The sequence below is a fragment of the Pectobacterium sp. PL64 genome, from assembly GCF_022477975.1.
Lineage (GTDB): Bacteria > Pseudomonadota > Gammaproteobacteria > Enterobacterales > Enterobacteriaceae > Pectobacterium > Pectobacterium jejuense.
Map to the genome: position 1 here is coordinate 1,330,404 of NZ_CP092070.1, position 13,610 is coordinate 1,344,013.

The 13,610-nt window shown below is 55.1% G+C and carries 13 protein-coding genes and 1 riboswitch; of the genes, 8 read left to right on the plus strand and 5 right to left on the minus strand.

Going from position 1 to position 13,610, the window contains the following annotated elements:
• The first annotated feature begins 268 nt into the window (after positions 1-268).
• Both uvrB and HP572_RS05705 read left to right on the plus strand, forming a co-directional pair.
• The gene (uvrB, locus tag HP572_RS05700; protein ID WP_205551069.1) at positions 269-2,281 is read left to right on the plus strand and encodes an excinuclease ABC subunit UvrB; all 2,013 of its coding nucleotides are present in this window, start codon (positions 269-271) and stop codon (positions 2,279-2,281) included.
• Positions 2,282-2,309: 28 nt separating this feature from the next.
• Complete coding sequence (locus HP572_RS05705; RefSeq protein ID WP_240585701.1) at positions 2,310-2,741, plus strand: glyoxalase; 432 nt, start codon at positions 2,310-2,312, stop codon at positions 2,739-2,741.
• Here HP572_RS05705 and yvcK read toward each other — a convergent pair.
• On the minus strand, positions 2,717-3,649 hold the full coding sequence (gene yvcK, locus HP572_RS05710) for a uridine diphosphate-N-acetylglucosamine-binding protein YvcK (protein WP_240585031.1): 933 nt from the start codon (positions 3,647-3,649) through the stop codon (positions 2,717-2,719). The genes HP572_RS05705 and yvcK overlap by 25 nt on opposite strands.
• Positions 3,650-4,059: 410 nt before the next feature.
• A riboswitch (molybdenum cofactor riboswitch) is annotated at positions 4,060-4,208 on the plus strand.
• Between yvcK and moaA the strand changes: the two genes are divergently transcribed.
• From moaA to HP572_RS05740, 6 genes are all read left to right on the plus strand, one after another.
• Positions 4,196-5,185, plus strand: a complete 990-nt coding sequence (moaA, locus tag HP572_RS05715; protein ID WP_205551063.1) for a GTP 3',8-cyclase MoaA — start codon at positions 4,196-4,198, stop codon at positions 5,183-5,185. (Overlaps the previous riboswitch by 13 nt.)
• Before the next feature lie 34 nt (positions 5,186-5,219).
• The gene (gene moaB, locus HP572_RS05720; protein WP_240585032.1) at positions 5,220-5,738 is read left to right on the plus strand and encodes a molybdenum cofactor biosynthesis protein B; all 519 of its coding nucleotides are present in this window, start codon (positions 5,220-5,222) and stop codon (positions 5,736-5,738) included.
• 18 nt (positions 5,739-5,756) lie between these two features.
• Positions 5,757-6,251 carry a cyclic pyranopterin monophosphate synthase MoaC gene (moaC, locus tag HP572_RS05725; RefSeq protein ID WP_240585033.1) on the plus strand — a complete coding sequence of 165 codons (495 nt, stop codon included), beginning with the start codon at positions 5,757-5,759 and terminating at the stop codon, positions 6,249-6,251.
• A complete protein-coding gene (gene moaD, locus HP572_RS05730; protein ID WP_240585034.1) occupies positions 6,248-6,493 on the plus strand; it encodes a molybdopterin synthase sulfur carrier subunit in 246 nt (81 codons plus the stop codon). Before moaC ends, moaD begins: the two co-directional genes overlap by 4 nt.
• Positions 6,494-6,495: 2 nt before the next feature.
• Positions 6,496-6,948, plus strand: coding sequence for a molybdopterin synthase catalytic subunit MoaE (gene moaE / locus HP572_RS05735; protein WP_240585035.1), 453 nt, complete (start codon positions 6,496-6,498; stop codon positions 6,946-6,948).
• A 111-nt stretch (positions 6,949-7,059) separates the two neighbouring features.
• Complete coding sequence (locus tag HP572_RS05740) at positions 7,060-7,767, plus strand: Bax inhibitor-1/YccA family protein (protein WP_095699095.1); 708 nt, start codon at positions 7,060-7,062, stop codon at positions 7,765-7,767.
• A 322-nt stretch (positions 7,768-8,089) separates the two neighbouring features.
• On the opposite strand, the gene HP572_RS05745 is transcribed toward HP572_RS05740, so the two are convergent.
• From HP572_RS05745 to hlyD, 4 genes are read right to left on the minus strand one after another with little or no spacing between them, the layout of a single operon-like run.
• Positions 8,090-9,226 (minus strand): ABC transporter permease, encoded by a 1,137-nt coding sequence (locus HP572_RS05745; protein ID WP_240585036.1) that lies wholly within the window; start codon positions 9,224-9,226, stop codon positions 8,090-8,092.
• Positions 9,227-9,235: 9 nt separating this feature from the next.
• Entirely contained in the window at positions 9,236-10,411 is a 1,176-nt protein-coding gene (locus tag HP572_RS05750) for an ABC transporter permease (protein WP_240585037.1), read from the minus strand.
• Positions 10,404-12,146: an ATP-binding cassette domain-containing protein gene (locus HP572_RS05755; RefSeq protein ID WP_240585038.1), complete on the minus strand. Its 1,743-nt coding sequence runs from the start codon at positions 12,144-12,146 to the stop codon at positions 10,404-10,406. The genes HP572_RS05750 and HP572_RS05755 overlap by 8 nt, the downstream gene beginning before the upstream one ends.
• Positions 12,139-13,167 (minus strand): secretion protein HlyD, encoded by a 1,029-nt coding sequence (hlyD, locus tag HP572_RS05760; RefSeq protein WP_240585039.1) that lies wholly within the window; start codon positions 13,165-13,167, stop codon positions 12,139-12,141. Before hlyD ends, HP572_RS05755 begins: the two co-directional genes overlap by 8 nt.
• Between the last annotated feature and the right edge of the window lie 443 nt (positions 13,168-13,610).

Genomic DNA, 13,610 nt, shown 5'->3' on the forward strand with positions numbered 1-13,610 from the left:
GTCATCGGTCATCCACGCATGTTACATTTTTACCAAATCTGGGGATAAATGATGATGTTTTTATCTGGTAGATTGAATATGAATGTGCTAGCAAATTCATTTGTCGATTAATCATCCAATCCAGCGATAATTTCCTTGATGCTGTTTTTATATCCAGTATCATTGCGGTGGCGAATTTCGTCATTGGCATTCAAAATAAAGTTCCGAGCATCCATCCACGAACGTCGCATTGCGCGATGGGTAATAACGATAAGTAGCGTGCTTAACGATGAGTAAAGTATTTACACTGAATTCCGACTTTAAACCGGCAGGCGATCAGCCTGAGGCCATTCGTCGTTTAAAAGAGGGCCTGGAAGACGGGTTAGCGCACCAAACGCTGCTCGGGGTAACTGGTTCAGGTAAGACGTTCACGATCGCCAATGTGATTGCCGATCTCAATCGGCCGACGATGATGTTGGCGCCGAATAAAACGCTGGCAGCCCAGCTGTATGGCGAAATGAAAGAATTCTTTCCTGATAATGCCGTCGAATACTTCGTCTCGTACTACGACTATTATCAGCCAGAAGCCTACGTTCCAAGCTCAGATACCTTCATCGAAAAAGATGCGTCGGTTAACGAACATATTGAACAGATGCGTCTTTCTGCAACAAAAGCGCTGCTGGAGCGGCGCGATGTGATCGTCGTGGCCTCGGTATCCGCGATCTATGGTCTGGGCGATCCCGATCTCTATCTGAAAATGATGTTGCACCTGACGCAGGGGATGCTGATTGACCAGCGCGCTATTTTGCGACGTCTGGCGGAATTACAGTATGCCCGCAACGATCAGGCGTTTCAGCGCGGCACGTTCCGCGTGCGCGGTGAGGTGATTGATATCTTCCCTGCGGAATCTGACGAAATCGCGCTGCGTGTTGAACTGTTCGATGAGGAAGTCGAGCGGTTGTCGCTGTTTGACCCGCTGACAGGTCACGTCCTCCAGACGGTGCCGCGCTATACCATCTATCCAAAAACGCACTACGTCACGCCGCGTGAGCGTATTTTGCAGGCGATGGAAGAGATCAAGGTTGAACTGGCCGACCGTAAAAAGGTGCTGCTGGCCAATGACAAGCTGGTGGAAGAGCAGCGGCTGAGTCAGCGCACGCAGTTTGATCTGGAGATGATGAACGAGCTGGGTTACTGCTCCGGTATCGAAAACTACTCACGCTACCTTTCCGGTCGCGGTCCTGGCGAGCCGCCACCGACGCTGTTTGACTATCTGCCTGCGGACGGGCTGCTGGTCATCGATGAATCCCACGTCACCGTGCCTCAAATCGGCGGTATGTATCGCGGCGACCGCGCGCGTAAAGAGACGCTGGTCGAATACGGTTTCCGGCTGCCTTCTGCGCTGGATAACCGACCGATGAAATTTGAAGAGTTTGAAGCGCTGGCTCCACAGACGATCTACGTGTCTGCGACGCCGGGTAACTATGAATTGGAAAAATCGGGCGGTGAAGTGATCGATCAGGTGGTGCGTCCCACCGGATTGCTCGATCCCATCATCGAAGTGCGGCCTGTCGCAACACAGGTGGACGATCTGCTTTCCGAAATTCGTCTGCGTGCCGCGATTAACGAACGGGTGCTGGTAACCACGCTGACCAAGCGAATGGCGGAAGACCTGACGGAATATCTGGAAGAACACGGCGAGCGGGTACGTTATCTGCACTCGGATATCGATACCGTCGAACGTGTGGAAATCATCCGTGATTTACGCCTTGGCGAGTTCGACGTGCTGGTGGGTATCAACCTGCTGCGAGAAGGGCTGGATATGCCTGAAGTGTCGCTGGTGGCGATTCTGGATGCCGATAAAGAAGGTTTCCTGCGCTCTGAACGTTCCCTGATCCAGACGATTGGCCGTGCGGCACGTAACCTGCGTGGCAAAGCCATTCTTTACGGCGATAGGATTACGGCGTCAATGGCGAAAGCGATTGGTGAAACGGAGCGTCGCCGCGAGAAGCAGGAAGCCTACAACACCGAGCATGGGATTGTGCCTCAGGGAATCAATAAGAAGATTTCCGATATCCTGCAATTGGGTCAGTCGGCGAACAAAGGCAAAGGGCGTGGCAATCGTAAAGCGGCAGAGCCAGCAGCACGTTATGAACTCATGACGCCGAAGGCGCTGGAACTGAAAATCCGCGAGTTGGAAAGCAAGATGTTGACGCACGCGCAGAACCTTGAATTTGAAGAGGCAGCCGCTCTGCGCGATGAAGTGCAAGCACTGCGCGCACAATTTATCGCGGTATCCTAACGATGCAGGCGTTCACTAAGGAGCAATGATGGATCATTCTATATCGGGTGTTGAGGTACTGTTTGTGGCAGGTTTTGGGCCGATCGTGAAATCACTTTCTGCCAGCCATGCGCTCTATGTTGATACGCTGAAGTTGCCGCTGAAGCCCGTTGCGGAAGGGAGCGACTATCTGGTGAGCGATGAGATGGAAGGCGTGAAGCATTTCGCGTTATGGCCGCTGTCACAGGCTAGCGAATCCTGTTTCGGACAGGAAAGTTGGCCTGCACAACATCCTGAGCCACAAAGCTGGCTGGAGTTCGAAGTGGCTGACATGGTGGAAGCAACCAGCACGCTGAAAGCGCAAGGCTATGTATTGCTGGTGGAAAACCGGCTTGAACCCTGGGGACAGCAGGTCACACGTTTCCTGAGTCCCGAAGGCATTCTGGTTGGCGTGACTTATACACCGTGGCTGCGGGATTGAGAGCCCAGCAGCTGTAGCGCACGATCGATGGCCTGGCGCAGTAACTCACGGTCGTGATGGTGAGGAACATCTTCTGCGGCCAGCGCCTGTTGCACGACCAGCCGGTCGCCAATCTGGCTGATATCGACTTTTGGACCGACAATCGCGGCATCAACCACGGGTTTCCCTACCTTGTGCTCAATCCAGGATAGCTTCTCCACCAGCGTTAGACGGGCAGCAGGGTTGCTCAGCTCGCTGCCCAGATTACCGATGTATACCATGGGGGCGGGCGTGCGGCGGAGCGCCTGTGTCAGATCGTCCAGCAGCAACAGCGGCATCAGACTGGTCAGAAAGCTGCCGGGACCAATCAAAATCAGGTCGGCTTTTGCGATGGCATCAATCGCTTCGCGCGTAGCCTGCACCGTCGGGTACAGCATCAAGTCCTGTGGCAAGGCTGCCAACTGATCGATCTCGACTTCACCATAAACAGGATTGCCTTGTTCATCAATTGCCATCAAATCGACAGGATGTTCGGACATCGGAATTAAAAAGGCGTCCACTTTGAGCAGGTTGCGAATCAGGTTAATGGCTTCCAGCGGACGCACGCTCAGGTGGTCGAGCGCTTTCAGCATCAGGTTCCCCAGATTGTGTCCGGCAAGTTCCCCGTTACCGTTAAACCGATACTCAAACATCGCAGATGCCACGCTGGGCGTCGTAATGAGTTGATTCAGGCAGTTACGAGTATCGCCCCAGGCAATGCCGCCTTCAGAGCGACGAATACGGCCAGTTGAACCGCCGTTATCTGTCGTTGTGACAATGCCGGTTAGCCGTGAACCCAGGGAAGAGAGCGAAGACATCACACGACCTAAACCGTGTCCGCCTCCGAGTGCGACAACCCTGTCGAGGTCGGCCAACGTGCGATTGCGCATAGAAAACCTTATGAATAAGTCAGAGGAATATGAATAACGTGTATACCCGTCATACTGCAAGTTGCATGTGCGTTGGCTGCGCTAAGTCACCCGAATCACTTACCTGAGTAAGCTCATCGGGATGCCTTCTCTTGCCGCCTGCCTGAAACTCGAATTATTTAGGGTATAAGAATTGTCGCTAAGGTAGCTGATTTAACCTTAAAACGCGAAAAATCCTCACGCAGGCATGACCTGAGACAATTTCTGCCGCGTATTTTTCCGTATGCTGTACACCATAAGATATTGAAAATTCGCTATATATTTAATTATATATCGCTTTTGAGAGTGGTTGACTGTGCTTTTTCGCAGTAGACTGCTTAATGAAATCACGATTCTTGATCGGTTATCTCGCTGCGGTTTAACGGAAACTGATAGGAATCAAACTCCTAGCCTTGGTGCCTAAGTGATGCGCTGATTGCGCGTGATACGGTGCCCTGGCCGTGGCCTTCGCGGTCACCAGGGTGCGAGGCAGAAATGCCTGCATCTCCCGTATTTGGAAAGGTGTTTATGGTGAGTCAACTGACTGATGCGTTTGCGCGCAAGTTCTACTATTTGCGTCTGTCTATCACAGACGTCTGCAATTTTCGCTGTACCTACTGTCTGCCGGATGGTTATCAGGCCAATGGTACTAATCCACATCGCTTTTTATCACTCGATGAAATTCGTCGCGTCAGCCGCGCCTTTGCCGAATTAGGGACGGAAAAAGTTCGTCTTACCGGCGGTGAACCGTCTCTGCGCCGCGACTTTGTCGATATCATCGCAGCCATTCGTGAAAATCCGGCGATTCGTACGCTGGCCGTCACCACCAACGGCTATCGCCTTGCGCGGGATGCCGCACAGTGGCGCGATGCAGGGCTAACGGCGCTGAACGTGAGCGTGGACAGTCTGGATGCACGCCAGTTTCACGCGATTACCGGGCAGGACAAATTCCGGCAGGTGATGGACGGCATCGACGCCGCCTTTGACTGTGGCTTTGCCAAGGTCAAAGTTAACACGGTGCTGATGCGGGATGTGAACGCGGGCAGCCTGCAAACCTTTCTCGACTGGATTAAACACCGCCCGATTCAACTACGCTTTATTGAGTTGATGGAAACAGGGGAAGGGGGCGATATGTTCCGCCGTCATCACGTTTCCGGAGAAGTAATTCGCCAGCAGCTGTTGCAGCAAGGCTGGCAACAACAACAACGCGCACGCAGCGACGGCCCGGCACAGGTATTTAGCCATCCTGACTATCAGGGCGAAATCGGGCTGATTATGCCGTATGAGAAAGATTTCTGCCTGAGCTGCAACCGTCTGCGGGTTTCTGCCGTGGGGAATCTTCACCTGTGCCTCTTTGGCGAACAGGGTATTCCGCTGCGCGATTTACTGGCTGACGATCGTCACCTCGATGATTTGAAAATGCGTATCTCGGGCGGGCTGTCGGCGAAAAAGCAGACCCATTTCCTGCATGAAGGGAATAGCGGCATCACGCAAAACCTGTCATTTATCGGCGGTTAATCCGCGACATCACTGATTCTTAAAGGAGCCTGACATGAGCAAAGTCAGCAGCGAATTTGTTTCTCTCAATCTTGCGGTTCTGACCGTTTCCGAACGCCGCACGGCGGAAGATGACACCTCCGGCGACTATCTGCGTGAAGCAGCGCAGTCTGCGGGGCATCACATCGTTGACAGCGCCATCGTGAAAGAGAACCTGTACCAGATTCGGGCGCAGATCTCGGCGTGGATTGCCAACGACAAGGTGCAGGGCATTTTGATTAATGGTGGGACGGGCTTTACCGCAGGGGATGTGGTGCCGGAAGCCATTGGCGTCTTGTTTGACCGTGAAATTGAAGGCTTCGGCGAGCTGTTTCGCATGGTGTCGTATGAAGATATTGGTACGGCGACGCTGCAATCCCGTGCGCTTGCCGGTCTGGCTAACCAGACGGTTATTTTCGCCATGCCGGGGTCGACTCGTGCCTGTCGCACCGCATGGGAACGCATCATTCAGGAACAGTTGGATGCGCGCCAGAAGCCGTGCAATTTTTACCCGCACTTGAAAAAATCCTCTTAACGGTAAGCCTTATTCACTATGTCATCATCTAACCCACAATTGACCCACATTAATGCCGCTGGCGAAGCCGCGATGGTGGATGTGTCCGCCAAAGCTGAAACCGTGCGCGAAGCCCGCGCGGAAGCCTTCGTTGAAATGGCACCGCAGACGCTGGCGATGATTATTGCCGGCAGCCACCACAAGGGCGATGTGTTTGCCACCGCGCGTATCGCCGGGATTCAGGCGGCGAAACGCACCTGGGAATTGATTCCGCTTTGTCATCCGCTGTTGCTGAGCAAAGTTGCTGTCGAGCTGGAAGCACAGCCGGAGCACAATCGGGTTCGTATCGAATCCGTGTGCCGCCTGACGGGAAAAACCGGTGTGGAGATGGAAGCGCTGACGGCGGCTTCCGTCGCTGCGCTGACTATCTATGACATGTGCAAGGCCGTGCAGAAAGACATGGTGATAGGTCCGGTGCGCCTGCTGGCGAAAAGCGGCGGCAAATCCGGCGACTTTACGGCGGAGGGATCATGATTAAGGTTCTGTTTTTTGCACAAGTCCGTGAACTGATCGAGACAGACAGCCTGTCGCTGCCTGCCGAGTATGCCACCGTAGAAGATGTCCGACAGTCGCTGTGCCAACGCGGTGCACGCTGGGCGCTGGCTCTGGAGTCGGGCAAGCTGCTGGCTGCGGTGAACCAGTCGCTGGTTGAGCTCTCGCACCCGTTACAGGATGGCGATGAAGTGGCGTTTTTCCCACCGGTAACGGGAGGTTGATCGTGGCAGAGACGCGTATTCGGGTTGGTGAAGAGAACTTCAACGTAGGGGATGAATATCAGTGGCTGGCGCAGTGTGATGAAGACGGCGCAGTGGTGACGTTCACCGGTAAGGTGCGTAATCACAATCTGGCAAAAGACGTCAGCGCGTTGACGCTGGAACATTACCCCGGCATGACGGAAAAGGCGCTGGAGGAGATTGTTGAACTGGCTCGCGAGCGCTGGGAACTGCCGCGTGTGAGCGTGATTCATCGAGTGGGCGCTCTTTATCCGGGCGATGAAATTGTGTTTGTTGGCGTGAGTGCCGCTCACCGCAGCGCGGCGTTCGATGCCGCCCAATTTATTATGGATTACCTGAAAACTCGCGCGCCATTCTGGAAGCGGGAAGCGACGCCGGAAGGCGAACGCTGGGTGGAATCACGCGACAGTGATAAGCAGGCCGCGCAGCGCTGGTAGTCCATTTCTGTGTTAGGATAAAAGGATGGTGGGGAAAGAATATGTCGTCTCGATCCTCAAACGGGCGGTTCGCGCCGCGTTAATCAGATAACTTTATGCAAAGGTAACATCATGGACAGATATCCACGCTCGGGTTCGATTGTTGAACGCTCGCAGACGGGTCTCCAGGCCTATATGGCACAGGTTTATGGCTGGATGACCTGCGGCCTGCTGCTGACGGCGTTCGTCTCCTGGTATGCGGCGAATACGCCCGCCGTACTGAATTTTGTTTTCTCCAGCCAGATCACGTTCTTCGGCCTGATCATTGCCCAACTGGGGCTGGTCTTTGTGATTTCCGGCATGGTACAGCGCCTGAGCGGTACGGTCGCCACGTCGCTGTTTATGCTTTATTCCGCGCTGACGGGGCTGACGCTCTCCAGCATTTTCATCATGTACTCCGGTGAATCCATCGCCAGCACCTTCGTTATTACGGCGGGGATGTTCGGGGCGATGAGCCTGTACGGCTACACCACGAAGCGTGATTTGAGCGGCTTCGGCAGCATGCTGTTCATGGCGCTGATCGGGATTGTGCTGGCCTCGCTGGTGAACTTGTGGCTGAAAAGCGAAGCGCTGATGTGGGCCGTGACCTATATCGGGGTTGTGGTGTTTGTCGGTCTGACCGCGTATGACACCCAGAAGCTGAAAAATATCGGCGAGCAGCTGTCTGTTGATGACAAAGACAGCTTCCGTAAATACTCTATCGTCGGCGCGTTGACCCTGTACCTCGACTTCATCAACCTGTTCCTGATGCTGCTGCGTATTTTCGGTAATCGTCGTTAAGGGCAAGGCTGTAATCTAAAGGCTTCACTGCGTTATGTGAATCCGTGCAAAGGTTTCGGGCGTGTCAAACATAGCGTTTTTTGTGACTCATCACACGCCCGACAAGGAGCGCTCAGCTGCCGCAGCTCCTTGACCTATGGCTGTTTGGCGCTAATTGTGCCGCTACGCGGTGCCTTCGGCGATCGTGATCGCTATTCGTGCTGCCAGTGACGCGTTCTCGACGCGGCACTGGCTTTCGCGGCGTCCTGCCGCTCACACGGCGGTCACGCCACCTCAGCACAATTTTTTACGCCACTTGGTCATCTTTTTCCCTTACCCGCTATTACGCGATATTCCGCCTGAAAATGGCGTAGGCTGCTGAGCCTGTGGTCAGCGTGATGATAAACAGCGGCCATAAACTGCCCCAGATAATGCTGAAATCTGCATCCTTGAGGTAAATCTGCTTGGTGATGTCGGTGAAGTGGCGGATCGGGTTAATCCAGGTGAGATGCTGCAACCAGATCGGCATGTTCTCAACCGGCGACACATAGCCGGAAAGCAGAATCGCGGGCATCAGGAAGACGAACACGCCGATAAATGCCTGCTGCTGCGTTGAGCAGAGTGAGGAAATCAGCAGACCGAAGCCGACCAGCGACAGGCCATAGATGAGCATCGTGGTGTAAAAGAGCAGCAGCGATCCGGCGAAAGGGATATGGAAAATCAGTATGCCCGCCAGCAGCACGATCGTGGCCTGAAACGTGGCGACAATCAGCGCGGGTACCGCTTTGCCAATAAATATCTGGCTGGTGGACAGCGGTGAAACCAGCAGCTGTTCCAGCGTACCCTGTTCCCGCTCGCGTGCCACGGAAAGCGCCGTAACAATCAGCACGCCGATAGTGGCAATCATGGCAATCAGCGACGGCACCACAAACCATTTGTAGTCCAGATTTGGGTTATACCAGTGACGTACCACCAGCTCGCTGTTGTTTGGATTGGACGTGCTCTGATTCGCGCCGCTTTGAACCGGTCTGGCCGCCAGCAATGCCAACTGATAGTCCCGCACGATGTGCTGCACGGCATTAGCGGCGATCTGTGCGCTGTTAGAGCGTCTGCCGTCCAGAATAAGTTGGAGCGATGTGCTGTTCCCGCTGGCGATCTCGCGCGAGAACTGCGGCGGAAAGCGCAGGATCAGAAGCGCGTGCTGATTATCCAGCGTCGGTGCAATATCCTGCGAGTTATGCAGCATCAGCACGTGAGAAAAGGACTTGGCCTTGGCAAAGCGCTGCGTCAGTTCTATCGCGTGAGGGCCGCTGTCTTCGCTGTAAATCGCAATGGTCGCGTTGGTCACGTCGAGCGTTGCGGCGAAAGGAAACAGCGAAACCTGGAGGATAACGGGCAGCACCAGAATGGAGCGCGTTTGCGGATCGCGCAGCAGCGATTGCAGCTCCTTAATAATCAACGTCCACAGACGATGCAGCATAATCGCTCCCTAATCCAGCCTGCGCCGGGTTTGCCAGGCCGTCAGGCCAATAAAGACCAGCGCGGAGAGAATGAGAAACAGCAGGTTGGTCATCAGCACCGTACCGATATTCCCCGCGAGAAACAGCGTTTGCAGCGTGCTGACAAAATAGCGCGCCGGGATGATGTACGACACGCCGCGGACAAATTCCGGCATGCTGTCGATTTCAAAAATAAAGCCGGACAGCATGATGGCTGGCAGAAATGCTGCATTCAGCGCTACCATCGCGGCGTTGAACTGGTTGCGGGTGAGGGTGGAGATCAGCAGCCCCATGCCCAGCGTGCTGGCAAGGAACAGGCTGCTGATGACAAACAGCAAAATCAGCGAACCGCGATAGGGCACCTGCATAATGAAGGTAGAAACCAGAATACACAGCGTCATGGCGATCATCCCAAGAAAGTAATACGGGATGAGTTTGGACAGCAGCAGCTCGGCACGGGTGACCTGCGTAGAGAGCAGCGCCTCCATCGTCCCGCGCTCCCACTCACGGGCAATCACCAGCGATGTGAGGATCGCGCCAATCACCGTCATGATGATAGTGATCGCGCCGGGAATGATGAAATGCTGGCTGATGGCGGCCGGATTAAACCAGTAGCGCGATTGCACCTCGATAAGCTGCTCGAAGGTTTCGCCGCGATCTTCCGCCCGCTGCTGTTGCCAAAGCAGCCAGATGCCTTCTGCGTATCCCTGCACAAAATTCGCCGTGTTGGGTTCGCTACCGTCGGTGATGACCTGGATCGGCGCGCGATCGCCCGGCCGCGCCAGCCGTTCGGCAAAGTCAGTAGGAATGACGATCAACCCGCGAATGCTGCCGGCCTGCATCTGTTGGATCAGGTATTGACGATTATTGCTGATGGTCGGCTCGATAAACGGCGACGCCGCGAAGGTATTCGCCAGATCGCGCGCATCCTCACTCTGCTGTTCCATCAGGATACCGACATGCAGGCGGCTGGAATCCAGATTGATGCCGTAGCCAAAGATAAACAGCAGCAACAGCGGAATGACGAACGCAATCAGCCCGCTACTGGGATCGCGCAAGATTTGGCGCGTCTCTTTCAGGCACAGCGCCCGCAGGCGACGCGTGGAAAAATGCGTGCTGCCATGCTGGCTCGTTTTATCCTGCTCTGGCCTATTCTGTTCAGCCATGTTCCGCCTCCCCGTCGTACGCCTGAATCAGCGCAATAAACGCTTCCTCCATCGTCGGTGATGGCGTCTGTGTGCTGGCCGCCTGATGCTTCAGTTCGTCCGGCGTGCCGCTGGCGATCAGCTTGCCGCGGTACACCAGCCCGATGCGATCGCAGTATTCGGCTTCGTCCATGAAGTGCGTGGTGACCATCACCGTGACGCCACGGTTGACCATGCCGTTGATATGTATCCAGAACTCGCGCCGTGTCAGCGGATCGACGCCGGAGGTCGGTTCGTCGAGAAACAGAATGTCGGGTTCGTGCATCAGCGCACAGGCTAGCGCCAGCCGCTGCTTGAACCCTAGGGGCAGGGCGTCCGGCGTTTGGTGGTAAATGGGCTGAAAGTTAAAGGCGTCGGTCATGCCGGCCATTTTATCGCGCTGCGCCTTGCCCTTGAGTCCATAGACGCCGGAGAAAAAGCGCAGGTTCTGTTCGACGGTCAGGTTGCCGTAGAGCGAGAACTTCTGCGCCATGTAGCCCAAATGCTGGCGGGCTTTGCCGGAGCTGGTTTTCAAATCCATGTCGAGCACCAACGCTTTACCGTCAGTCGGTACCAGCAGGCCGCACATCATCTTGAAGGTGGTCGATTTTCCCGCGCCGTTCGGGCCGAGCAGACCGAAGATTTCTCCTCGCTTCACCTGAAAACTGACGTGATCGGTGGCAGCGAAATCACCAAATTTTTTCGTTAGCGCTTGGGCTTCAATCACCGTTTCACCGCCGCTAACGTCAATCTGCGGCATGATGCTCGCCAGCGATGAATCACTGGCTGGGCCGCCGCCCAGCAGGTCGATAAAGGCATCTTCAAAGCGTGGATCGGTGTCGTGCAGGCTGCCTGCTTCCAGATGCAAGGCGGAGAGCAGCGATGTTCGATCCGCATCGGGTTTTAGCATCAGCCTGACGTACTGCCCCTGAATCACGCCGTCGCTGACCTGTGGCAGACGCAGCGCTTCCTGTAACACATCCCGATGTCGGCGCGTTCCGGTATCAATCAGAATGCAGCGTCCGGCCATGCGGGCGGTCAGATCGCGCGGCGCACCGCGATACAACAGTTCCCCTTCGTTCAGTAGCAGCACATCCCGGCATTGCTCCGCTTCATCGAGGTAAGACGTGCTCCACAGGATCAACATACCGTCGTCAGCCAGTTCGTGCACCATGTGCCACAATTCACGGCGAGAGATCGGGTCGACGCCCACGCCCGGCTCATCCAGCAGGAGCACCTTGGGTTGCCCCAGCAGCGTACAGGCCAACCCCAGCTTCTGTTTCATGCCGCCGGACAGTTTGCCTGCTAGCCTGTCGGTAAAGCGGGTCAGATCGGTAAATGACAGCAGGCGCTCGAACGTTTCTCTGCGCACTTCGCCAGTGATACCACGCAAGTCGGCATACAGCGTCAGGTTTTCCATCACCGTCAGGTCTTCATACAGGCCGAATTTTTGCGGCATATAGCCCAAAATGGCATGGAGCTGACGATCTTCTTTGATGGGATCCAGATTCGCCACGCGCAGTGTTCCGTTACTGGGCGTTAATAATCCCGCCAGCATGCGCAGCAGGGTGGTTTTACCCGCGCCGTCGGGGCCAACCAGCCCGGTAACCGCACCGCTGTGTATCTCGGCGGTGAGGCTGGCGAGCGCGGGTTTCTCCTGTCCGGCAAAGCGTTTTTCCAGCCTGTCCAGCGCGATCTGCGCGGGAGAATTAGTCATGGCGAACGGGCTCGTGAGCGCGATTGACATCCTCCGTGCGTGCGTCTTCAAAACGCAGCGTGACCGGCATCCCTTGCCGTAAGCCATCATCGGGATCGTTAACGACGATGCGCAGGCGATAAACCAAATCGGTGCGGAGATCTTCCGTTTCGACGCTTTTCGGTGTGAATTCGGCACTCGGCGAGACAAAGCCGACTTTGCCACGATAGGGCTGATTGGGGCGGCCATCGGTGTAAATCAGCATCTGGCTGCCGGGCACGACGCGGCCGAGATCTTTCTCGCTCACGTAGGCGCGAACCCAAACCGGGCGAGTGAGGGAAAGGGTGAAAACGGTACTGCCCGCCGCCAACATGCTGCCTTTTTCGGCGGCGCGGGTGAGGATTACGCCGGGAGACGGTGCCAACAGTTCGGCATCCTGTTTATTCAGTTCTGCCTGCGCCAGTCCGGCTTCGGCCTGTGCTACTGCTGCCTGAGCAGCGGCAATTTCCTGCGGTCGGTTACCGCTTTCGAACTGGCTCAGCTTGTCTTTCGCGGCCTGTAGTGTTGCAAGCGCCTGATTACGTGACGTTCTGGCGTCGTCCAGCATGTTGGCGGAAATTGCGCGTTTGTCCCACAGCCCTTGCTGACGCTGGTAGAAGCTGTTGGCGTAATCATAAGCCGCCTGACTCTGTGCAACCTGAGATCGCACCTGCGCGATCTCTTCCTGTCGGTAGCCTTCCTGCGAAAGTTGAAGCTGTGCCTGCGCGCTGGCGAGGTTCGCCTGTGCCTGATTCTGTGCGTTCAGATAAGGCGCGGTGTCCAGCGTTGCCAGCGGCTGGCCCACCTGCACGGCATCGCCCTCATCAACGTTCAGCTCGGCCACTCTGCCGCCGACGCGGAAAGCCAAATTGACGGTGCGGATATCCACATTGCCGTAGAGCGTTAACGGTTTTTCCTGCTGTTGCTGGTGGTGATAAAGGCCATAACCCGCACCGAGCAGGACAAGAACGAGGGCGGCGAACGCCAGTTTTCTCTTGTTCATCACGCATAATTCCTTGTTTATCAAGAATAGTTCCTGGTTTGTCAGCGGTGATCTTGGCAGCGGTAGCGATCCCGCAGGCCGTTAAGAGGGCAGGTCGTTTCTAACTTCTGGAAATGATTAATCATATGACGAGTTACAAGGGTTGATGGTGATTTGGTGTGATCGGGTTCACAAAAATGCATTGCATCCGGCTACAGTTCGCACGTAATTCCGCCCATATCTGGCGTAACGCCTTTATTTTGTTAAAGAAATGGCAGGAATTAGAAAGAATTGTAATTTATTTCATTGAATGATAATAATTGTTATTAGCAATTACATATGTATTGGTACTGACATAGTGGTCTGACAGCACTGACACGGCGTACAGAGTGAAAAAACCTGTGTTCAATGCCTGAACGGATCATCACCCGCCAAGATGTTTCGCGTGAGACGAAGCATTTTGG